Annotated in this window: 24 protein-coding genes and 1 riboswitch; of the genes, 15 read left to right on the top strand and 9 right to left on the bottom strand. The window is 38.0% G+C overall.

Translation table 11 applies throughout. The annotated features are described in order from the left end of the window. The first annotated feature begins 21 nt into the window (after positions 1-21). The 9 genes from MHB44_RS11630 (at position 22) to MHB44_RS11590 (ending at position 11,096) form a co-directional block, all read left to right on the top strand. Positions 22-696: a response regulator transcription factor gene (locus MHB44_RS11630; protein WP_341299272.1), complete on the top strand. Its 675-nt coding sequence runs from the start codon at positions 22-24 to the stop codon at positions 694-696. Next, on the top strand, positions 693-2,078 hold the full coding sequence (locus MHB44_RS11625; protein WP_341299271.1) for a HAMP domain-containing histidine kinase: 1,386 nt from the start codon (positions 693-695) through the stop codon (positions 2,076-2,078). The genes MHB44_RS11630 and MHB44_RS11625 overlap by 4 nt, the downstream gene beginning before the upstream one ends. Positions 2,079-2,311: 233 nt before the next feature. After that, positions 2,312-5,137 carry a 2-oxoglutarate dehydrogenase E1 component gene (locus MHB44_RS11620; RefSeq protein WP_341299270.1) on the top strand — a complete coding sequence of 942 codons (2,826 nt, stop codon included), beginning with the start codon at positions 2,312-2,314 and terminating at the stop codon, positions 5,135-5,137. A gap of 90 nt (positions 5,138-5,227) precedes the next feature. Continuing rightward, on the top strand, positions 5,228-6,466 hold the full coding sequence (gene odhB, locus MHB44_RS11615; RefSeq protein WP_341299269.1) for a 2-oxoglutarate dehydrogenase complex dihydrolipoyllysine-residue succinyltransferase: 1,239 nt from the start codon (positions 5,228-5,230) through the stop codon (positions 6,464-6,466). Positions 6,467-6,856: 390 nt separating this feature from the next. Next, a riboswitch (Lysine riboswitch) is annotated at positions 6,857-7,043 on the top strand. A gap of 118 nt (positions 7,044-7,161) precedes the next feature. After that, entirely contained in the window at positions 7,162-8,025 is an 864-nt protein-coding gene (locus MHB44_RS11610) for a transporter substrate-binding domain-containing protein (protein WP_341299268.1), read from the top strand. A 154-nt stretch (positions 8,026-8,179) separates the two neighbouring features. Then, positions 8,180-8,905, top strand: a complete 726-nt coding sequence (locus MHB44_RS11605) for an amino acid ABC transporter permease (protein ID WP_341299267.1) — start codon at positions 8,180-8,182, stop codon at positions 8,903-8,905. Positions 8,906-8,917: 12 nt separating this feature from the next. After that, positions 8,918-9,649 carry an amino acid ABC transporter ATP-binding protein gene (locus MHB44_RS11600; RefSeq protein ID WP_341299266.1) on the top strand — a complete coding sequence of 244 codons (732 nt, stop codon included), beginning with the start codon at positions 8,918-8,920 and terminating at the stop codon, positions 9,647-9,649. Positions 9,650-9,815: 166 nt separating this feature from the next. Further along, positions 9,816-10,568, top strand: a complete 753-nt coding sequence (locus MHB44_RS11595) for a glucose 1-dehydrogenase (RefSeq protein WP_341299265.1) — start codon at positions 9,816-9,818, stop codon at positions 10,566-10,568. Between the two features lie 330 nt (positions 10,569-10,898). Continuing rightward, positions 10,899-11,096, top strand: coding sequence for a DUF6501 family protein (locus tag MHB44_RS11590; RefSeq protein ID WP_053994820.1), 198 nt, complete (start codon positions 10,899-10,901; stop codon positions 11,094-11,096). Positions 11,097-11,150: 54 nt separating this feature from the next. On the opposite strand, the gene MHB44_RS11585 is transcribed toward MHB44_RS11590, so the two are convergent. Together MHB44_RS11585 and MHB44_RS11580 are read right to left on the bottom strand one after the other, a co-directional pair. Further along, entirely contained in the window at positions 11,151-12,218 is a 1,068-nt protein-coding gene (locus tag MHB44_RS11585) for a toxic anion resistance protein (protein WP_341299264.1), read from the bottom strand. After that, positions 12,215-12,865, bottom strand: coding sequence for a 5-bromo-4-chloroindolyl phosphate hydrolysis family protein (locus MHB44_RS11580; protein WP_341299263.1), 651 nt, complete (start codon positions 12,863-12,865; stop codon positions 12,215-12,217). The genes MHB44_RS11585 and MHB44_RS11580 overlap by 4 nt, the downstream gene beginning before the upstream one ends. 301 nt (positions 12,866-13,166) lie before the next feature. Between MHB44_RS11580 and MHB44_RS11575 the strand changes: the two genes are divergently transcribed. Both MHB44_RS11575 and MHB44_RS11570 read left to right on the top strand, forming a co-directional pair. Continuing rightward, the gene (locus MHB44_RS11575) at positions 13,167-13,376 is read left to right on the top strand and encodes a hypothetical protein (protein WP_341299262.1); all 210 of its coding nucleotides are present in this window, start codon (positions 13,167-13,169) and stop codon (positions 13,374-13,376) included. A gap of 219 nt (positions 13,377-13,595) precedes the next feature. Beyond that, entirely contained in the window at positions 13,596-14,402 is an 807-nt protein-coding gene (locus MHB44_RS11570) for an alpha/beta hydrolase (RefSeq protein ID WP_341302963.1), read from the top strand. Between the two features lie 144 nt (positions 14,403-14,546). Here the strand turns inward: MHB44_RS11570 and MHB44_RS11565 are convergent, their stop codons facing one another. The 5 genes from MHB44_RS11565 to MHB44_RS11545 form a co-directional block, all read right to left on the bottom strand. Then, positions 14,547-14,909 carry a Uma2 family endonuclease gene (locus MHB44_RS11565; protein ID WP_341299261.1) on the bottom strand — a complete coding sequence of 121 codons (363 nt, stop codon included), beginning with the start codon at positions 14,907-14,909 and terminating at the stop codon, positions 14,547-14,549. Continuing rightward, entirely contained in the window at positions 14,906-15,106 is a 201-nt protein-coding gene (locus MHB44_RS11560) for a hypothetical protein (RefSeq protein ID WP_341299260.1), read from the bottom strand. Before MHB44_RS11560 ends, MHB44_RS11565 begins: the two co-directional genes overlap by 4 nt. Before the next feature lie 301 nt (positions 15,107-15,407). Beyond that, positions 15,408-15,620 (bottom strand): hypothetical protein, encoded by a 213-nt coding sequence (locus tag MHB44_RS11555; RefSeq protein ID WP_341299259.1) that lies wholly within the window; start codon positions 15,618-15,620, stop codon positions 15,408-15,410. A gap of 14 nt (positions 15,621-15,634) precedes the next feature. Beyond that, complete coding sequence (locus MHB44_RS11550; RefSeq protein ID WP_341299258.1) at positions 15,635-15,913, bottom strand: type II toxin-antitoxin system RelE/ParE family toxin; 279 nt, start codon at positions 15,911-15,913, stop codon at positions 15,635-15,637. Positions 15,914-15,989: 76 nt separating this feature from the next. Continuing rightward, positions 15,990-16,199: a helix-turn-helix transcriptional regulator gene (locus tag MHB44_RS11545; protein WP_341299257.1), complete on the bottom strand. Its 210-nt coding sequence runs from the start codon at positions 16,197-16,199 to the stop codon at positions 15,990-15,992. A gap of 564 nt (positions 16,200-16,763) precedes the next feature. On the opposite strand from MHB44_RS11545, the gene MHB44_RS11540 reads away from it, so the two are divergent. The 4 genes from MHB44_RS11540 (at position 16,764) to MHB44_RS11525 (ending at position 18,846) form a co-directional block, all read left to right on the top strand. Further along, positions 16,764-17,276, top strand: a complete 513-nt coding sequence (locus MHB44_RS11540; protein WP_341299256.1) for a hypothetical protein — start codon at positions 16,764-16,766, stop codon at positions 17,274-17,276. A 99-nt stretch (positions 17,277-17,375) separates the two neighbouring features. Then, on the top strand, positions 17,376-17,726 hold the full coding sequence (locus tag MHB44_RS11535) for a hypothetical protein (protein WP_341299255.1): 351 nt from the start codon (positions 17,376-17,378) through the stop codon (positions 17,724-17,726). After that, on the top strand, positions 17,705-18,007 hold the full coding sequence (locus MHB44_RS11530) for a hypothetical protein (RefSeq protein ID WP_341299254.1): 303 nt from the start codon (positions 17,705-17,707) through the stop codon (positions 18,005-18,007). Before MHB44_RS11535 ends, MHB44_RS11530 begins: the two co-directional genes overlap by 22 nt. A 326-nt stretch (positions 18,008-18,333) precedes the next feature. Beyond that, positions 18,334-18,846, top strand: coding sequence for a hypothetical protein (locus MHB44_RS11525; protein ID WP_341299253.1), 513 nt, complete (start codon positions 18,334-18,336; stop codon positions 18,844-18,846). Positions 18,847-19,087: 241 nt separating this feature from the next. On the opposite strand, the gene MHB44_RS11520 is transcribed toward MHB44_RS11525, so the two are convergent. Both MHB44_RS11520 and MHB44_RS11515 read right to left on the bottom strand, forming a co-directional pair. Then, positions 19,088-19,369 carry an acylphosphatase gene (locus MHB44_RS11520; RefSeq protein ID WP_053994825.1) on the bottom strand — a complete coding sequence of 94 codons (282 nt, stop codon included), beginning with the start codon at positions 19,367-19,369 and terminating at the stop codon, positions 19,088-19,090. Positions 19,370-19,414: 45 nt separating this feature from the next. Then, a complete protein-coding gene (locus tag MHB44_RS11515; RefSeq protein ID WP_341299252.1) occupies positions 19,415-21,142 on the bottom strand; it encodes a globin-coupled sensor protein in 1,728 nt (575 codons plus the stop codon). Positions 21,143-21,161 lie beyond the last annotated feature (19 nt).

Raw genomic sequence — 21,161 nt, 5'->3', positions numbered from 1 at the left:
TTTAAAATAGAAGGTGATAGGATGCCGAAAAAGCTATTATTGGTTGAAGATGAAAAGCATATTGCACGTTTTGTGGAGCTAGAATTACAGCATGAGGGCTATGAGGTCACTGTTGCCTATGATGGTCGTGAAGGGCTTGCGTTGGCAATCGCTGAAGCTTTTGATGTCCTGCTACTTGATGTGATGCTACCAGGGCTCAATGGCATTGAAATTTGTCGGCGTATCCGCACGCAATCACAGGTCCCCATTCTTTTATTAACCGCAAGAGATGCTGTGATGGATCGTGTGGCAGGCTTAGATGCAGGAGCGGATGATTATATTGTGAAGCCTTTTGCGATTGAGGAGCTACTAGCTCGCATACGCACAATTTTACGCCGTGTAGCACCACCACAGCCCACAGGTGAAACACTGCATTTCCGTGATATTAAAATGGATACAGCCGCCTATGAAGTTTTTGTGCAAGGGAATAAACTTGACCTGACAAAGACAGAATATGATTTACTCAAACTATTAATCGAGCATAAGAATCGAGTATGTACACGCGAGCAAATTTTGACATCTGTTTGGGGCTATGATACGGATATTGAAACAAATGTAGTAGATGTGTATATCAGACATTTACGCACAAAGCTGCCAGGTGATATGAATGCCTATATTGCAACTGTTCGTGGCGTTGGGTATGTGATGCGCGAATGACAAGCTTAAAAACTTATTTACGTCACCAATCCTTGCAAAAAAAATGGATGCTCACATCAAGCAGTGTGATCTTTATTAGCTACACAATTATTTGTATCGTTGTCTATGTATTCCTTCATACATGGCTCTTACATGAAGAGGAAAGCAAAGCTATACGTACTAGTAAGGATATTAGCTCTTTTTTAGAAGCGCAAGGTCCAAATATTACGATTCAACAAATTCAACAAAATACGGGCTTGCTAGAATCCATTGTTGATCGCGATCAAACCGTTAGAATGTTTAATGGAGACGGCATCGAAATACTGCGGATTAACAATACGTCCGCTGCTGCACCATTAAATGTGATACAGGAGATTTTAGAGATGACCATTGATAAGCAGGATGCCCTTGTTATCAACGAGCCGATCCAGCTTGGCTTTTTTCAAGGCTATACGCAAGTAATCCATCCATTAACGAGCTTTCAATCGCTTATGCATTATTTGCTGACAGCGATGCTAATTGCAGGACTAGGGGCATTGATTGTATCTGGCTCGATTGGCTATTATCTTGCTAATTATTTAATGAAGCCGCTCCATGCCCTGCGTGCCTCCATGAAAACGGTGATGGATCAAGGCTTTAAGGAGCCAATCCAGCTAACCTATACATCGCATGATGAAATTGGCGATTTATTGAAAATGTATAATGCGATGATGAATGAGCTTCAAATATCCTTTACTCAGCAGCAGCAATTTGTGGCTGATGCGTCCCACGAACTACGCACACCCATCCAAGCTATTGAAGGGCATCTTTCTCTATTAAAGCGATGGGGGAAACATGATCCAGCCATTTTAGAGGAATCTATTGAGACATCGTTAACAGAGATTGCTCGCATGCGCAAAATGATTGAGGAATTATTGGAGTTGGCAAGGCGTGAGGAAAAGGACGAGGCGTGTGAAGCAGATGCAGCAATCGTTATTGAAGCGGTGATAGAGGAGATGGCACTATTACATCCTGAGGCCCGAATTACGCTGTCAAAAAATGGCGAAATCGGTCTGCTATTTATGACAGAAAATGCACTTAGCCAAATTGTTCGTAATATGATAGAGAACGCTATTCGTTATTGTGAAAAAGTTCCTGAGATTAAACTGTCAGTTTTTACCACTGGAAATCATGCATGTTTAGAAATTGTAGATAATGGTATAGGCATAGCAGAGGATAATTTACCATTTATCTTTGATCGGTTTTATCGAGTCGATGAAGCAAGAAATCGACAAATTGGTGGAACAGGCTTAGGATTGAGTATTTCGAAGATGTTACTTGAAAAATATAATGCCTCGGTAGAAGTCAAGAGTGAAATAAATGTTGGAACCGTTTTCTTGTTGAAAATACCGCTAAAATATTAAGAAAAATATATGCTTTATTTCAGAATTCTATCCTTTGCGAAAAAAATTGCTTAATTTGCTAAAAAGAGTTGTATTTTTTGTGAAGAGTAGTAAGATTGAAGTGGAAAAAATGTTCTTTAAAATATGGAAAGACAATGAAATACAACCTTTTAAAGAACAGTAAAATATTATATAATTAATTGCAATTTAATTAATTGGAACTGCCAAAAGGCAAAATTTGGAGGTCATTTTTCATGTCGAACAACGTAGCAACTGTAAGTTCTCCATGGTCAGCTTTCTCTGGTCCTAACCTAGGATATGTGATGGAACAATACGACTTATTCTTACAGTCTCCTGAAGAAGTAGAACCAGAGTTAGTTTCTTTATTCCAACAATTTGGTGCACCAGTAGTAGTAGAGGGTGAAATAGCTGTAGCTAGTCATGCGGAAGCGGCTCCTGCTGGCGATTATAAAAAAGTTTTAGCCGCTATAAGATTAGCAGAGGCAATACGTTCACAAGGGCACTTAGCAGCAGATCTTTATCCCCTGAAAAATCGTGAACTTCAAACAGCTCAAATTGAAGAAAGCGCGTTCAACTTAAGCGCTGCAGACTTAGCAGCAATCCCTGCAGCAATCTTCTTCAAAGATGTGCCAGCAAACGTGAAAAATGGTAAGGATGCAATTGACTATTTAAAAGCTGTATATACAGATAAAGCAGCATTTGAATATAGTCATGTAACAGCAACAGAAGAACGTGAATGGATTCAAGCACAAATTGAATCAGGCGCTTTGAAACAAGCATTCACGGCTGAAGAGAAACAAGCATTATTAGATCGTTTAACACATGTAGAAAATTTTGAAAAATTTATTCATAAAACTTTTGTAGGGCAAAAGCGTTTCTCTGGTGAGGGCTTAGATACGCAAATCGTTCTATTTGATGCGATTTTAAAAACTGTAGAAGCCGATAACATGGAAAATGTACGCATTGGTATGGCACACCGTGGTCGTTTAAATGTTTTAACACATATTTTAAATAAACCATACGACATGATGTTCGCTGATTTTGCGCATGTTTCAAATGATTTATTTATACCAGAGCATGGCCGCCTTGAAATTACAAAGGGCTGGACAGGCGATGTAAAATATCATATGGGTGCATCTTACCAACGTGAATCAGGTATGAATGTTAAGCTTGCTTACAACCCATCTCACTTAGAAGTAGGCGATCCAGTTGTGCTGGGTGCTACACGTGCAACACAGGACGATACGTCAAACCCAGGTCAAGCTGTTCATGATCGCGCAAAAGGCTTAGGTATTCTTGTCCATGGTGATGCAGCATTCCCAGGTCAAGGAATTGTAACGGAAGTGTTAAACTTTGCCAAAACAGAAGGCTTTACAACAGGTGGAACAATCCATATTATCGCCAACAATATGATTGGCTTCACAACAGAGCAGCAAGATTCACGTTCGTCTATCTACTCTTCTGATCCAGCAAAAGGCTATGAAGTACCAGTAGTTCATGTAAATGCAGATAGCCCAGAGGCTGTGGCACAAGTGGGACGTTTTGCAGCTAGATACCGTCAAAAGTTCGGAAAAGATATTGTGATTGACTTAATCGGTTACCGTCGTCATGGTCACAATGAAACAGATGACCCAACAGTAACAAACCCAGAAACTTATAAATTAGTAGCGAAGCATGAAACAGTTCGTGCTTTATATGGTCAACAATTAGTAGCAGAAGGTCTTGTATCTGCTGACGATGTTGCGGCATTAGATACGGCTACTTATGCAGAAATGCAAGCTGCGTATGACCATGTCAAAGAAATGGCTGAGAAAGATGAGCATGAACAATTAGCAATGCCAGAAGAATTAAAAGTTGAGTTCCCACAATTAGATACAGCCGTTGGAGCAGAACGTTTAGAAAAAATCAATGAAGAGCTTTTAGTGTTTGAAGAAAACTTTGAGCCACAGAAAAAGCTTGGCAAGATTTTAGAAAAACGTCGTGATGCTTTTGCTTCTGCAAAAATTGACTGGGGCCATGCAGAAACTTTAGCATATGCAACGATTATTCAAGATGGTACACCAGTGCGCTTTACTGGTCAGGATGCACAGCGTGGTACATTCTCACAGCGTCACTTAGTGTTACACGATAAAAACAATGGAAATGTCTTTACACCACTTCATCATATTTCAGGGGCTAATGCATCGTTTACAGTGTATAACTCTCCATTAACAGAAGCGGGTGTAGTAGGCTTTGAATATGGCTATAACTTAGAAAACAGCCATGTGCTAACAGTTTGGGAAGCACAATTTGGTGACTTTGCGAACATGGCTCAAGTGATGTTTGATAACTTTATTTCAGGGGCACGCGCAAAATGGGGTCAAAAATCTGGCTTAGTTATTCTATTACCGCATGGTTATGAAGGGCAAGGTCCAGAGCACTCCTCAAGCCGTATGGAACGCTATTTACAAATGTCAGCAGAAAATAACTGGTTCGTGGCAAACTGTTCAAATGCGGGCAACTACTACCATTTATTACGTCGTCAAGCAGCGTTACTAGGTACAGAAGGGGTACGTCCACTTGTAGTTGTATCACCAAAATCATTATTACGTCATCCATTAGCAGCAGCGAGTGCTGAGCAATTAGCAGATGGTTCATTCCAAGAAGTGATTGAACAACCGGGCTTAGGCACTAAACCAGAGGCTGTAGAGCGCATTGTTTTAGGTACAGGTAAAGTAATGATTGATTTAGCAGATCGTGTGAAAGACGGAGAAGGCTTTGATCACCTGCATATTATTCGTGTGGAACAACTTTACCCATTCCCAAAAGAGCAAGTTGCTGGTATCATTGCTAAGTATCCTAATGTTAAGGAAATCGTATGGGTACAAGAAGAACCTAAAAACCAAGGTACATGGAATTATGCATTAGAAACATTATATGAACTTTCAGCAGGTAAAAAGCTCCGCTATGTAGGACGTCCTGCAATGAGCTCTACTTCTGAAGGGGATGCAGATTCTCATAAAGCAGCACAAGCAGCATTGATTGAAGCAGCAGTTGCTGAGCCAGTAAAGGTTAAATAATCATATATTAATTTTTGACAGCTGGGCTACTTGCCTAGGCAGTAGCCCTTTTATGTGCAGAATGCACGTTAATCAAAGGAGGAAATAAAAGTGGCTGAAATTAAAGTCCCTGAATTAGCAGAATCGATTACAGAAGGTAGTATCGCACAGTGGGTAAAAAAAGTGGGCGATCGCGTTGAAAAAGGTGAATTCATCGTTGAACTTGAAACAGATAAAGTAAACGCTGAAATCATTTCTGAAGAAGCAGGTGTATTAACACAAATTTTAGCTGAAGAAGGCGATACTGTACTAGTTGGTCAAGTGATCGCAGTAGTAGAAGCAGGCGAAGGTGCAGCATCTACACCAGCAGCGGCTCCAGCTGAAGCAACGCCAGCTCCAGTAGCGCCACAAGCAGCACCTGCACCAGTTGCAGCAGCTCCAGTAGTAGAAGAAACATCTGGTGAGCGTGTGATCGCATCTCCAGCAGCGCGTAAACTGGCACGTGAAAAAGGCATTGATCTTGCAGCGGTATCTCCAGTAGACCCACAAGGTCGTGTACGTGTGCAAGATGTAGCAGCACATGGTACAGCACCTGCACCAGTTGCGGCGGCTCCAGCAGCACCAAAAGCAGCATCTCCAGCAGTTGATGAATCACGTGTAACTGTAGAAAAAATGAGTCGTCGTCGTCAAACAATTGCGAAACGTTTACTTGAAGTAAAACAATCTACAGCAATGCTAACAACATTTAACGAAGTAGATATGACGAATGTAATGGCTTTACGTTCTCGTAAAAAGGACCAATTCTTCGAGTCAACAGGCTCTAAACTTGGTTTCATGTCATTCTTCACAAAAGCAGTTGTAGCAGCACTGAAAAAATACCCATATGTGAACGCTCAAATCGTTGGTGATGAAATTCACTTAAACAACTTCTATGATATCGGTGTAGCTGTATCAACAGAAGAAGGCTTAGTCGTACCAGTTGTTCGTGATGCAGACCGTAAAAACTTTGCTGAAATTGAAGATTCAATTGCTGATTTAGCGAAAAAAGCACGCGATAAAAAATTAGGCTTAGCAGATTTACAAGGCGGTTCATTCACAATTACAAATGGTGGTGTCTTTGGTTCATTAATGTCTACACCAATCATGAATGGTACACAAGCTGCTATCCTAGGTATGCACACAATTAAAAAACGCCCAGTAGAAGTGAATGGTGAAGTTGAAATTCGCCCAATGATGTACTTAGCACTTTCTTATGACCACCGTATTATCGATGGTAAAGATTCTGTAGGCTTCCTTAAAACTGTTAAAGAATTACTTGAAAACCCAGAAGATTTATTATTAAATTCATAATGCCCTTGTGGCTAAAACAACCCTGCTGATGTCACTTAGCAGGGTTGTTGTTTTGAGCAAAGTTGTTTATTCATAAATAAATAGCAGATCTATTTTACGATAAACTCTATAAGCATGAAGCAAGCAACCTCTAAAAAAGAAGGTCTAAAAGTCATTGGAAATATCAAATGCTTATATCTTTTTACATATAGATGACTTTTTTTTTATTAAAAATTTATTGAATTTAGAGGGATTCTCACTAAAAATAGATTGCTATAAGTTGGATAGAGAAAGTATAAACACCTAATATTGTCATTAGTCAGAAAAATGATAAAATTACCTTGACGAATAGATACATTTTATAGTAGTATCTAAGTAGCAATTAAATAGACAAACCTCACTGTTGTCAATAAGTGAGGTAGAGGCGCGATATTTATTAGTTCATTGCTGAGTACAAGCAAGCGAAGACGCAATGAAGAAGGAAATATCGCCGAAGTATAAAAGGAGCTCGTACTTTTATGCTGGGTCTGCAGTGAATAAGTGCAGGACTGTCCTAGTAAAATGATTTCCAGATTTACTAGGTTGTGCTATCTCGGAAATATGGAAATTATAGTGAGGATTTGGGCAACTGTTATAAAAGGTAAGACCTAAGTTCAAATACTTAGGTCTTTTTTAGTACAGTTGTTTTATTTTTTGACAGAAAAGGGGAGCTTTGCATGAAAAGAAAATGGTTGTTACTAATGATCTCGATCATGACGGCAATTGTGCTAGCTGCATGTGGCACTAGCGACAAAAAAGAAGAGGGATCAGGTGATGCTGGAGCTGATAGTGAAGAAGGTGGCGGTGAATTCCGCATCGGCATGGAGGCTGGTTATCCACCATTCAACTGGACACAGCAAGGTGATGCCAATGGTGCAGTAAAAATTGCCGATAATGCAGAATATGCAGGTGGCTATGATGTACAAATGGCGAAAAAAATCGCTGAAGGTTTAGGTAAAGAGTTAGTCATTGTTAAAATGGAATGGGACGGTCTAGTGCCAGCTCTACAGTCTAATAAAATTGATGCCATTATCGCAGGTATGTCGCCAACTGAAGAGCGTAAGCAAACAATTGATTTTACAGAAAACTATTACACATCTGATTTTGTGATCGTTGTGAAAAAAGGCAGTGAATTTGAAAAGGCAACATCAATTCAAGATTTCTCAGGTGCTAAAATTACATCACAATTAAATACATCAAACTATAATGTTATTGATCAAATTGAGGGTGTAGAGAAGCAAACAGCGATGGAAAACTTCCCAGCAATGCGTGTTGCTTTAGAGGCTGGTAAAATTGATGGCTATGTAGCAGAGCGTCCAGAGGGTATTTCTGCTGCTGCAGCGAACGATAAATTCTCATATGTTTCATTTGAAGAAAATAAAGGCTTTGAAACAGATCTTTCAAACACATCTATTGCTGTAGGCTTACGCAAAGATGATGCAAATCTCGATAAAATCAATGAAATCCTACAAGGTATTTCTGAAGATGAGCGTCAGCAAATTATGGAAGATGCAATTAAGCAGCAACCAGCAGCACAATAATAACATTGCACGGACTAGTTATTGGTCCGTGCACTATCATTTCATCATTATTAAAATGAGAACCTCTCTACATAATGATACAGTTCTAGCCATCATAGAATACTAGAACAAAAAAGATATACACAAGCAACACCCGCTTGTTAGGAGGATCATCATGAGTCTTGAATGGATACTTTCAATTATTGAAAACAACTGGCAAATGTTTTTACGAGGTGCGTATTATACATTACTAATTTCGATTATTAGTACAATTATTGGTGCATTTATCGGATTTTTCATTGGAATTATGCATACGATTCCTGTTCGTAAAAAGAATTTGAAATTTTATAGTTTAAAGCTTATTAATTTTATACTAACATGCTATGTTGAATTTTTCCGTGGTACACCAATGATTGTACAGGCGATGGTTGTCTATTACGGATTAGATATTGCATTTGGTATTGATATGCACTTTATCACAGCAGGGATTGTTGTTGTTTCACTGAACACAGGTGCTTATATGGCAGAAATTGTGCGTGGCGGAATTGTGTCGATTGATAAAGGTCAATACGAAGCGGCATCAGCGGTTGGGATGAACCATGTTAAAATTATGTTCTATGTTGTCTTGCCACAAGTTGCACGTAATATACTGCCAGCAACTGGGAACCAATTAATTATGAATATTAAGGATACGGCTGTTTTAAATGTGATTGGGGTAACGGAGCTATTCTTCCAAACAAAATCAATTGCAGGAAATAATTTCCGCTATTTTGAGTCATTCTTTGTGGCATGTGTGCTTTATTTCGTCATGACATTTACCGCATCTCGCATTCTTCTATATGTTGAAAAACGTTTGGATGGACCTGATGCCTATCAAAAAGAACAAAAGGAAGCTATATAGGGGGATGCACAAATGGCTGTTATTAAAATTGAGCATTTAAGTAAATCATTTGGACGTAACCAAGTGTTAAAAGATGTGAATTTTCAAGTGGAGAAGGGTGAGGTTGTCTGTTTAATTGGCTCCTCTGGCTCTGGTAAATCAACATTACTGCGCTGCATTAATTTATTGGAAACGCCAAGTGGTGGACAAATTATTTATAAAGGGGAAGACATCCTCGATGATAAGCATAATATCGATGAATATCGTACACATTTAGGAATGGTGTTCCAGCAGTTTAATTTATTTAATAATCATAATGTTTTAAGTAACTGTACAGTAGGGCAAATGAAGGTATTAAAGCGCTCTAAAAAGGATGCGGAGGAAATAGCGCTAAAATACTTAAAAATCGTTGGGATGGATCAATATGTGAATGCTAAGCCACGCCAGCTATCAGGAGGACAAAAACAGCGTGTAGCGATTGCACGCGCATTATCGATGAATCCTGATGTAATGCTTTTTGATGAGCCGACATCAGCCCTTGATCCTGAAATGGTGGGAGAGGTATTAAAGGTCATGCGTCAGCTCGCCGATGAGGGGAATACGATGTTGATTGTCACACATGAGATGGAGTTTGCGAAAGAAGTAGCAGATCGCGTGGTCTTTATGGATAAAGGTGTGATTGTTGAGGAAGGACCGCCTACCCAAGTATTAGTACACCCACAACATGAACGCACAAAAGAGTTTTTAAAGCGTACATTAAAGTAAAGCGTATAAATCCGTGTAGCCTTCTATGGAAAGTGAAGCGGATTTTTAGCGTTTGTTTAGCAGGGTGAGGATAGCCCCCATAAAAAACATAATCAGTAATCTAACAAAATCCTCCAAAAGATTTAACGAGAATACTTATTGAAAACACTTTGATAGGAGGGAAGCTATGCATAATTTATCTGGAAAGGTTATTCTTATCACAGGTGCAAGCTCTGGTATTGGGCTTGCCACAGCTGAGCTACTGGCCGCTAAAGGGGCTAAAGTCATTATGAATTATCATTCAAATGTGAAGGCTGCAAGGGAAGCCGTCCAACGTATCCAAGAAAAAGATGGAGATGCTATTGCCATTCAAGCTGATGTGATGCAGCAAGAAGAAGTGAATGCAATGGTTGAACAAGCTATTTCTACATTTGGTACAATTGACGTTTTAGTGAATAATGCTGGCGGTGGTATCCGCCAAAGTACATTTATGGATATGTGTGAAGAGCTATGGGAAGAAACGTTTAAATTAAACGTTAATAGTGTTCTCTTATGCTCCCAAGCTGTATTAAAATATATGATTCCGAAACAAAGCGGAAAAATTATTAATATATCTTCAGCGGCCGCACGTATTGGTGGAGCAGGTGAAAGTATTCATTATGCATCTGCTAAAGGAGCGATCAATACGATGACAATTGGCATGTCCAGAGAGCTAATTAAATATGGAATTATCGTAAATGGGGTAGCACCAGGAATAGTAGAAACACCTTTTCATGATAAATTTGCGCCCGGTGATAATCGACTTGAGCGTATGACTTCAACTGTACCTATTAATCGGGCGGCAACACCTATGGAAATAGCAGAGGTAATTGCCTTTCTTTCCTCCGAAGCTTCAAATTATATCCTTGGAGAAATTATAAACGTTAGCGGTGGAAGATAAATGTTGAATTTGAACGGGTAAAAAGCCTTGCTACAATAAAATATAGCAAGACGCTTCTATCTTTTATAAATAAATTTTAAGATCACTCAACAGAATAGCTATTTTCTGGAATTCCACTCTGCATAAAGGACAAAGCAGATTGCGAATGCTACGGCAATAATAAAAAACCATTGCGGTACACCACCAAAGCTCATGCTAACACCTCAACTATTCAAAATTTTTTGGTTTAAACAGGTCTTCTATCGCTTTTTTCTCCACAAAGACCCAAAAATATTATAAAATAAGCAATAGACATTAGCTTCGTGCTAGTAAAGAGAGGTAGAGAAACATATGTTACATTTAAAATGGAAAGATGCGCCAACATTACGTACAGTCACTTGCAAACATACAAATGCATCAAAATACTTGGTGTCAAACGTATTAACAGTTGGGAAAGAATATGAAGTGAAAAATGAAACAGAGGAGTTCATTTTTATCATCGATAATACAGGCAAAATCGGTGGCTACTATAAAGATTATTTTGAATAAACAAATAATAGCAGGGTGGTTCAGAGTTGCTGAGCCACCCTTTTTTCATATACGTTAGTCTCTTTCAAAACTGCGAGCATTTGCTACATCTTGTAATTGCTGCTTTTCCTGTTCAGTGGCTGTATGGAGCGCGAAAACGTCCTTAATGGCTGTCTGTAGCTCCAACTGGGTTTCTTTAAATTTCGATACTTGCTGCTCAAAGGAAGGGCTTGCAAAGCGATCCTGTGCACGTGATAAGCGTTGCTCTAGCTGGGCATAGTGATGATCCATATGCATCGACAACATCATCGCAAGCTGATTTTTCCATAAAGGAATTAACGTTACAATGGAAAACTCTATTTTTTCAGCCAATGTTTGATTCGCCTGCTGAATCATACGAATTTGTGGAGCTGTTTGAAGTGCGACTTGCTGTGACACCTGTAAATCATAAATACGCTGATCCAATCGTTCAATTTGTGCAGCAAAGTCATTGAGCTGCTGAATGGCTAACGGTTGCTTTGTTGCTTGAACATTCACTACCTGTGCTGGTAGCTCCTCCCTGATCGCTTGCTGTTTTTTCATTTGACCCGCTGCAATGGCTGTAGCCAATTCCTCAAAAAATCCTCGATTATGTGCATAAAGTGCCTCTAAGTTTTCAACATCTTTCATAAGCTGGAGCTGTGCACGTTCTAGCTGTACGCCAATACGCTCCACCTGTATACTAATGCGTTCAAATTCTGTTAAGGTTTGTTTGACAGTGGGCTCTGTTTTACTAAAGATTTTTTTCAAAAAGGATTGCTTCTTTGGCTCTAAAGCTGCTGGGTCTACCCGATCCAATGTCTGCATAAGTGAATCAAGCATTTGCCCAATTTTCGTGACATCTTTTTGCTTGACCTGTGCCAGCATACGATCTGCAAATTGAGAAAGGGCTCGCTGTGAATCATGCCCAAGTGACAGCAATGATTCAAAATTAGCCAAATCAATTTGACTCGCATACAGCAATGCACGACTTTGGGCAAGAGGCGATAGCGTTTCAAATGTCGCCATCGCCTCTTGCTGTGGAGTCGTCTCTAAGTAGGATTGCACGAGCGGAGAAAGTCCTGGTATTGTATGGAGCTGAAATGCATGGTTATTTGCTGTCATTTGTCATCGCCTCGCCAATCCAATTGTTCTCTACGTCTAAGATTGGAGCGATTTGCAAATTCAATCTCCATTTGCAGGTGATCGATATCATTTGCAAGCGCATCCTTTAAATCGATTTGAATCGTATCGTTTAAATCGGTTAACGTCTCACGTGTTTTTGATAATGTTAATTGAATATCCTTATCCTTCACAGGTTGCTTTGACAGCATTGAATATTTCTCTGTTAATTCGACAGCAGAAGGTAAGTGCGCATAGAAAAATGGCTCAACATTATAAAATTTACGTGGATCAGTCTTCACGATTTTTACAATATTTTTGGAGATACGTGTCATTTCGAGTAGTTGCTTAAAGGCTGCAACGGAGCGTACACGTAAATAATTTTGACTTAATGTTTGAATTTGTTTACTCGCTGTTGATAGCTGTGTTTCAATGTGTTTGTATTCTTCTTTTGTGATACCTGCTATTTGCATGACTTTTCTTTTTTGTCTATGTTTCAGCAATGCTGTACTCACCGCATATGAACCTGCAAACAGTAAACCACCAAGGAAGAATCCAGGATTTGCCGCAATTGCTGCGATAGAAACAGTTGTGAGCGAAATAAAGAAGCTAGCAGTATGTCTTGAAAAAAACTGTCCAACACTAAGCATTGTTCCTGCCTCCTTGCTTTTCAATATATCTATCTTCTTATACGAAATAATCGACATAAAGTTTCATTGAAAAAAGAAACTCTACATAAATTTTACTGCGAATCGCTAACTTTCTCAATGATAATACATAGAAAAAGCAAGTTGTTTCTCTAATAATGGCCATATAAGGAATAGCTTTGAGCAGTTTTATCCAATTAAGAAGCACCAAGCAAATATTTATGGTGTTACATTTAGAGAGAGGTACTTTTTTTATGAAACTTTTTCCAATTATATTCGTACGTTAGACAAGAGGGAATACGACATGACGAAAATTTATAGGCTATCCATTACGAAAGAGACTGATGGACAAGAATACGAACAGCAGATCAAAGAAAAAGTATTTAAGAGAAAGGCAAAGCTAAAAGAATATCTAAACAAAGAAGGCTATTTTAAGGAATCCAAAAATCAATATATGAAAATCACAGAAGCATCTATATATATTGCTGAAATTCACAAAATGAAAATTAAATAATGACCATTTTGGAATAATACTGTACCTTACTTATATCGAAGTGCTTATTACCAACCTCCGCTAGTAAATCGTCAGCTCAGCCAATTCGAGATGAGTGGATGCACAGACGTCTCCCCATAGTATACTAAGATAAAGGAAAGCATCTTTATAAGGGGGCTTAATGGAGTGAGGAAAATATATGGTGAATATACAATTAATAATTTATCCATTGAATACACAATGGTAGGGATAGGGGAACCTGTACTTGTTTTTCATGGTGGGCATTCGAATTGTCATGAAGAATTTGGATATGAAGCATTAGTAGAGAACGGCTTCTCTGTTATCACACCTTCGAGGGCAGGGTATGGAAAAACATCCAAAGAGATAGGGGATACTCTTTCTATGGCTTGTGACTACTATGTAAAGCTTTTACAGCATTTAAATATTGCAAAGGTGCATGTAGTAGCGATATCAGCGGGTGGGCCAACGGGAATCATTTTTGCAAATAAATTTCCACATCTTACGCGTTCACTTATATTGCAGTCGGCAGTCACAAAAGAATGGCTTACGCCAAAGGATCAAACATACAAGTTAGCATCAGTCTTATTCAATGCTAATACCGAAAAGTATACTTGGGCTATGATTGCTGGGATAACGAATGTTTTCCCACGCTTCATGTTTAAACAAATGTTTTCCTCTTTCAGCACTCTAAAATATAAACAGGCAAAAGACAAAATTAATGATAAGGACATTCTATTAGTTGCTCACATGAATCGTCGCCAACGTTCAGGTCATGGATTCTTAATGGATTTATCGCAAACCAAGGAACTAACCGTGAAGGATTTAAAGTCTATTAATTGTCCAACCTTGATCATGCATAGTAATTTTGATAGTTCAGTTTCTACAGAGCATGCCAAGCTAGCCCATGCCAATATACGACATTCCAAACTATGTTTATTAGATACTTGGGGACACTTAATTTGGATCGGAAACTTATCCCAATATACGGATGATATAGTTATTAAATTTTTAAAGAGTTTGTATTAAAACACTTATAAAATAGTGAAAGCACATGTAGATGAATAGAAGCAACTCACAGAAGGAGAATTTGACCTTTTATGTATGAAATAACAAAAGCACCTATTCAAATGAACGGGTGCTTTACTATTTTAGGGCTAGAAATACGAAACGCTAGTAAGTAATAACGTTTTCGAATACCTCTTTGATGTCGATTATAAAGTCATCATAAAGCGATACTTTAAAGGTGAGCACAGCTTCTATTTTATCTTCCTCAGTCATTTTCGACCAATCATCATCAGGAATCACAGTATAGATATTATCCCATTTATATTTGCCGTCTTTTAATAAATAGACTTCAATAGACTTCTCATCAGGACTAATTATCCAATATTCTTTTACACCATGCTTTTCATAAAGTGCCTTTTTATCGCCTTTATCCCGATGCGCTGTAGAAGGTGAAAGCACTTCGATCACTAAATCAGGTGCGCCATATACACCATCTCGCTTGATAATATCTTGATTACAGATAATCATAAGACCCTATTTTTTTCGTCTAGGTGAACATCTACGCCGTCAGAAAGATTAGTACACTTTTTCCCTTTTAAATAAACACCAAATAGTATAGATAGATTGACAATGATCTTATTATGGTTAACAACTGGACGTAGTGACAGCATCATCGTTTTCCCGTTAATCATTTCAGAACGCTGCTTTAAACGTCGTTCATCCATTGCTATTTGCTCCAGCTCCTTAATTTTATTTGTGCTTCCAGTATAGTGTATATGCCATAGCTATTCTATTCATAGGGAGGGTCAAATTTAGCCCCAATCTTATATTTAAAAACTTGCCCCCAGCAACGTCATTGTCATGCATAATTGACAATAGCCAAAAAGCTTAAGAAACCTTGCTCCAACACTACAAAAAGAAAAGAGCCAGACTAAAACTAAAATGTACCCTATACAATAGACACTTTGAAAAAAGACTATCGTATAGGGTACATTTTACAGGAGAGTAGATGCCTTTTTAGGTTATTTAGTTCCAATCAATATCAGCGTAATTAGTTACTTCGCCCCGTTTTAAATCTTGGGTTGATTCTTCAAGTCGTGCACGTTCTACGGGTGTTAGCTTGGTATAATCACTATCCCAAGCAAGTACAAGACGCTTTACCATTTCATACGCTAAATCTTGTTCGGATTCAGGTAATAAATTGAACATTTCTACTAAATCCTGTGCGCGGTTATTCATTGTATAGCCCCCTCTTATTTGTAGATGTCACCACGTGAATCTATATCATGAATATAGATAAATGGGGAATCTTGATTTTCTGAAATTACTTCATATATAATTCGATATTTTCCTACGCGAAGCCTGTGCATTGTCGGTTGATAACCTCGTAAAATTTTAATATCTCCTCTAGGTGGAATTTCACATAGACCGTCAATAGCTTTTTTAATTCTTGTTTTTGTTGGTTTATCCGCTGCATTGATAAATTTTACAGCAGCTTTAGAAAATTGAACATCTATTGTTCTCCCCTCCATTACAGTAGCGGCTGTTACTACATGTTTATTATAGCCTGCACTGAATAGCGCAATCAATTATTGTGCAGTGTTGCTATTAGATTTTTTCACCGTTTTCTAATATGAAATATAAATCAAATTTTACATCTAACGCAGCAGCAATTTTTTCTAAGTCGGCTACAGACAAACTGTTATTTTGTAGCTTTTTAGATAAATTAGGTTGAGAAGTTTCTATTTTCTTTGCTAACTGTGTTATGTTCATATTTTTTTCAAGTAACAATCTTTTAACCTTCATTGAAGTATCCAAATTTTTTCTCCTTTCAAATTTAGTGTCCCTTTATTATAACACTAAAAGGAATGAAAAATAATTAAAAGTTATAAAAACAATTGATAATTATTCTTTTTGGTTTTATATTATAACTATGAGTTATGAAATCCCATCAAAGGGCAGCAGTGAATGGACAAGAAATAAGCCGCGCATTTATCAAAGCGCTGTGATACCGAGCCAATGACGGTATAGTCGGAATTTATAGCAGATATGACGGTTGCAACGTTAGAATAGATGAAAGGAGCTAATGGCATGAAATCAATTGAGCAGCGTCAAATGTATATCAAATTAAAGTATAAGCAACACAGTAGTATTACAGATGTGCATAAGTACCAGCGCAGGCTTAAATGGCTTATATGCTACCATGCGCTCTTAACTAAATTGGAGATAGCAGAAATTAGGAGGTGTGTACAGCGCGCCACACAAAGATAAAGGAGTGATCGCTTTGAAAGTAACAGGTAAAGAATGGTGTGTCATGTCAGACCACAACAAGCAACTACTGTTACGTGCTGTAGCAAATAAATAAGAAAAGAGGGGATCCACATGGAACAAGTAGCAGAAAGAGTAAAGTCATTAGTACAAGACAATAGCCATGAAGTTTATAGCTTATCAGCTCAAATGGTGCAACTACAGGTTATACAGGGTGCAGTAGCACGTTTACTTGAACGTATTGACGATATTGTATATAAGGGCTGGCACACCAATTCAGGAATGGCTCACCTGTCTATTTTAGAAATTAGGGATACTGTGCGCCTCGTTGATATAGGCTTTCATCCACTCCACACAAAAATGCAAGAAACGGTCAATGCCGTTGAAAGTTTTTCAAATGAGCTATTCGACATCATCGTAAGTCCAGATGGTGGCAAGCCATGTATTAACAGCTTAATTGGCTGGAACTATCATGCCATGAATAACAATATTGATGTATTCAAACGTGAATTTGGCAGAGAGCCAGAAAGCTTTGAGGAAGTGGCAACGTATATATTGGATACTACAAAAAAAGTGGTAGCTAAAAGCGAAGAAAATAAAAAAAGCCGATGCGCCAACATCGACTAATGAAAATATTGCAAATTGACTATATCAAATACAGCGAGCGGCTTCAACTATTAATATGGCCGCATCTTAATTTAATTATATAACTAGGGGGAATGAAGTATGTACTTTGTGCCAGACATACAATCAGTAGAAGAAATGAAAATGCATAATATTTATTTAAAAGCCTATATTCGCTCATTAAAGGCGTGCCCACTGGAGGAAGGGGCTGACCAATCCAAGCATATACCAAAGGTTATCTATTATGGTGTGAAGGCTGTCGGCACATATCCCAAACTAAAGAGTTATGAGGAGGCTGTTACATGCTTTGATTTTATCAGAGGGTTACACGGTATTATGAGTTTTCTTACACTGCATGAATTTATGACCCTATTCCCTATTGAGAAGGTGTTTGACGGGGCTAAATATCAAATGAGGACTACTATTCAACTGTGGAAGCTATTCAGGAGCTAGGACTACAACCACATGAAAAGATAGGTGAAAGTATCCTAGAGTTAACCGCAGAATATATGAACAATGACCTCATGCATTTTTTTGTCCAAAGTGCTACAACTGTAAGTGCAATACGGCGCTTTGAAGGGTATTTAGATTTGATGGAGGAATTCATGGCTCAACAGGGCATGGACACACCTAATACGTTCAAAAACAGCAAAGGCGAGGTGATCTATGTAAGGTATGGAAAGCTAGTAAAGTTAAAGCTTAACAAGAAGCAACATTTGCAGATTATTAAATAGATGGCGAGGGCATCCACAATAGTTAGTGTGGGTGTCTTCGTATGATTATCGGATGAAAATTCAGCCTGTCATTATTTGTCTTTAGATTTAGTGATTAGTACAAAGAGAATATTACAGTGATGGTAATAATTTAGGTGAGCGCAAATCTGCGCCGATCTCAAATGAATATTTGGATGATGGCCACAAAATTGTGGGCAACTACTGCGGGTCTTTTTGCCAGGAGATTAGTGAAGACGATAAAACATAAATCTTTATTTATTGTCAAAAATAAAAGGAAATCCTTTCCTTTTATCGAATTAAACAGGTGGAAGGAAAGGAGATTATATATGGGGTATTCTGAATGGATAACTTTAGCTGGCGTAGTGGCAACAAGTTTTTTTAGTTTTTTGGTTTGGATAGCAACTAAAAAAAGCGCTGATGTCGCAAAGGTAACACTTGAATTAAATAAAAGTATTACCCAAAGAGAAAAAGCAAAAGATGAAGAGTATAGAAAGATAATGAGAAATCATATACTGAATGAGTTAGTGAAAGACTCAAAAACTGTTCATGATGCTGTAATTTCTGTTGATGAAATGGTAATTCATAAAAATTTAATGAGTGATATCCCAACAACTCTAAATGTCGATATCGAAGTGTTGGCTAAATATTTTACTGAATATGAATATAATTTAATTACAGAAGCTTGGGATTCATATAATTATTATAGAGAAACATATTTTAAAAGTGGTCATAACGATAACGGTATAACAATGCTTGTGACTAAAGCACCAATAGTTATTGATAAGTTTCATCTGTTGTTGGAAACTTTAGAAAAAATGAGACGAGGCATTCTTAATTAAGGGTGATTATTCTGGAGAGCTTTTATATGCAACAACCTAAGCAATGCACTGTGCGGAGCAGTGCTATTTTTTATGTAAGTAAGTTACTTTTATAATTGACCAACAAAAAAAGATTGAAGCAATTAGCCCCAATCTTATATTTAAAAACTTGCCCCCAGCAACGTCATTGTCATGCATAATTGACAATAGCCAAAAAGCTTAAGAAACCTTGCTCCAACACTACAAAAAGAAAAGAGCCAGACTAAACAATGTCTGACTCCATGCGTACATATCCTTTTAAATCCTCATACAATTCTAATGAAAACGAATTGGAATCTGCTTGGGGGCTAACGCCTTTTTGTACAAAAAGAAGAAATTCATTGATGGCTTTTTCTGAGCCTTCCACTTCCACTTCAATTTGCTCTGCTTCATTAAGTTTACAGTATCCTTTTAATCTTAATTCAATTGCTTTTTGCTTAATAAAGAAACGATAGCCAGTTCCATAGACATCACCAAAAAATTTAATTCTTGCTCGTTTATTCAAGCGAATACCTCCTACGAATGAGGGAGAGGGAATGTTCCTCGCCCTTTATTGCATCACACGATCTTTTTCCACAAAGGCAATTAAGTTATTAATATAATGAAGAACTTGTTGAGAGGCTTTGTCGATCTCTTTTAAATGAATCTCAGCCTGTTCGATCCTGCCCGCTCTATGGGCCTCTGCTGCGAGCTTCGCTGATTCATGTACTTGTAAATGATAGCTATCTAATTCACGGTAATCCTGTAAATGACCAAAGCGCTCGACTGTACGAGGGGCCGTATACCATTTACCAAGACGACAATCTCGATGAGAGGAGACATCGCTTGGTTCCACATGTTCTAAGCCAAGGAACATATTATAAATACGCCACTTCCATAAAATATGATCAGCTTTCGATAGCTGTAACAGGGCAACAGATGATAGCTGTACATTATTCTTGGCAATAATATCATTGCGGAAACGATTAATTTCTTGTCCTAATAAATGAATATCCTTCGATGTATGATGGCTAGAGTCTCGTATATCTTCCTGCAAATTAGAAATTTTGACCATTCTTGTAGCCACCTCATCAATAGCCGCTGCTTGCTCCTGCGAAATGGCTGCTGTATTCGTGACATCGGTATTGATACGTTCAATTGTATGAACAATAGCATTTAATAATGGCAAAGAATCCTTTGCCTCAACGGTTGCATCTTTAATAATTGCCGTTGTTTCTGTAATCGAGCTAGCTACCTCGTTAGAATAACTTTTTAAATGATGGACATTTGTCGATACTTCGCTTAGGGCAGAAACCGTGCTTTCTGCTAGCTTTCGCACTTCCTGTGCAACGACTGCAAAGCCCTTGCCATGCTCGCCTGCACGTGCTGCTTCAATCGAGGCGTTTAAGGCAAGTAAATTTGTTTGATCAGCAATTTGATTAATTAATGTGACAACCTGTTCAATATCATTTACCCGTTTTTGCAGTTCTGAAAATGATTGAACAATAGATGTAAAAGTTGTTTCAGTTTTAAAGATTTCAGTTAAGGCATGTTCAATCGCATTTTTACCTTTCGTCGCATGATCAACTGACTCCGTTGTTTTCTCTGATATATGTGAGGACATACGTGCAACTTCATTAATAGAAGCGGCCATTTCCTCTGTAGCAGCCGTAGAGGATTGAATTTCCGCATGTTGCTTGTCTAAGCTAAAGACTAAGTCCTTCATATACATAATCTTTGCATTGACATCCATTAAAGAGGATATTTCACTAACGACATTTTCGATAATGCGTTCTGTCAATACTTCCACAAGCAGCTCCTGATCAACGTTGATAGCGGCTTGGAAAGATTTCATATATTGAAAGGCTTTATTTGGCTTGATACCGAAGTTGTGTAAGATATATGTAGTAATATAAAATGCAAATTGATTGAAAACAACCATTAATTGACCAGGTTCATATCGTTGCTGACGTAGTAAATCAAAAAATTTAACGGTTTTATCTACATAAGCATCATCACGTGTTGCTAAGAAAAATTGTGTTAAGTATTGTTGAATCTGTTCTTCACTAATAGTTAATTGAGAGGTAGGAGATATCTCACTTAAATAATGATGAAAAATGGCATTCATAGGAGGAGAAACATCTTTTAACTTCTCATAGAGTGTTTTTAAACGCTCCTCATCTTCTGACTGAAAATGATTAAATGCCAATGTTCGGTGAAATCGACCTGTTGCATGTAAATCTGTACCACGTTTTAGTAACTCGTCTAGCTCTGCCTTAGGACGAATGCTTGAAAACATAAAAATACCTCCTGAAAGT

Origin of the sequence: Lysinibacillus sp. FSL H8-0500 (assembly GCF_038051955.1) — a bacterium.
Lineage (GTDB): Bacteria > Bacillota > Bacilli > Bacillales_A > Planococcaceae > Lysinibacillus > Lysinibacillus macroides.
The sequence above is the reverse complement of the archived record's forward strand: the minus strand, read 5'-3'. Positions and strand labels throughout refer to the sequence as shown.

Coding starts and splice junctions, on each gene's coding strand:
- MHB44_RS11550 (WP_341299258.1), bottom strand. CDS start 15,913: ATGGAGGGGAGAACAATAGATGTTCAATTTTCTAAAGCTGCTGTAAAA.
- MHB44_RS11565 (WP_341299261.1), bottom strand. CDS start 14,909: ATGATTATCTGTAATCAAGATATTATCAAGCGAGATGGTGTATATGGC.
- MHB44_RS11560 (WP_341299260.1), bottom strand. CDS start 15,106: ATGGATGAACGACGTTTAAAGCAGCGTTCTGAAATGATTAACGGGAAA.
- MHB44_RS11625 (WP_341299271.1), top strand. CDS start 693: ATGACAAGCTTAAAAACTTATTTACGTCACCAATCCTTGCAAAAAAAA.
- MHB44_RS11590 (WP_053994820.1), top strand. CDS start 10,899: ATGTTACATTTAAAATGGAAAGATGCGCCAACATTACGTACAGTCACT.
- MHB44_RS11585 (WP_341299264.1), bottom strand. CDS start 12,218: ATGACAGCAAATAACCATGCATTTCAGCTCCATACAATACCAGGACTT.
- MHB44_RS11605 (WP_341299267.1), top strand. CDS start 8,180: ATGAGTCTTGAATGGATACTTTCAATTATTGAAAACAACTGGCAAATG.
- MHB44_RS11535 (WP_341299255.1), top strand. CDS start 17,376: ATGTACTTTGTGCCAGACATACAATCAGTAGAAGAAATGAAAATGCAT.
- MHB44_RS11540 (WP_341299256.1), top strand. CDS start 16,764: ATGGAACAAGTAGCAGAAAGAGTAAAGTCATTAGTACAAGACAATAGC.
- MHB44_RS11580 (WP_341299263.1), bottom strand. CDS start 12,865: ATGCTTAGTGTTGGACAGTTTTTTTCAAGACATACTGCTAGCTTCTTT.
- MHB44_RS11610 (WP_341299268.1), top strand. CDS start 7,162: ATGAAAAGAAAATGGTTGTTACTAATGATCTCGATCATGACGGCAATT.
- MHB44_RS11575 (WP_341299262.1), top strand. CDS start 13,167: ATGACGAAAATTTATAGGCTATCCATTACGAAAGAGACTGATGGACAA.
- MHB44_RS11600 (WP_341299266.1), top strand. CDS start 8,918: ATGGCTGTTATTAAAATTGAGCATTTAAGTAAATCATTTGGACGTAAC.
- MHB44_RS11525 (WP_341299253.1), top strand. CDS start 18,334: ATGGGGTATTCTGAATGGATAACTTTAGCTGGCGTAGTGGCAACAAGT.
- MHB44_RS11595 (WP_341299265.1), top strand. CDS start 9,816: ATGCATAATTTATCTGGAAAGGTTATTCTTATCACAGGTGCAAGCTCT.
- MHB44_RS11515 (WP_341299252.1), bottom strand. CDS start 21,142: ATGTTTTCAAGCATTCGTCCTAAGGCAGAGCTAGACGAGTTACTAAAA.
- MHB44_RS11570 (WP_341302963.1), top strand. CDS start 13,596: ATGGTAGGGATAGGGGAACCTGTACTTGTTTTTCATGGTGGGCATTCG.
- MHB44_RS11555 (WP_341299259.1), bottom strand. CDS start 15,620: ATGAATAACCGCGCACAGGATTTAGTAGAAATGTTCAATTTATTACCT.
- MHB44_RS11630 (WP_341299272.1), top strand. CDS start 22: ATGCCGAAAAAGCTATTATTGGTTGAAGATGAAAAGCATATTGCACGT.
- MHB44_RS11620 (WP_341299270.1), top strand. CDS start 2,312: ATGTCGAACAACGTAGCAACTGTAAGTTCTCCATGGTCAGCTTTCTCT.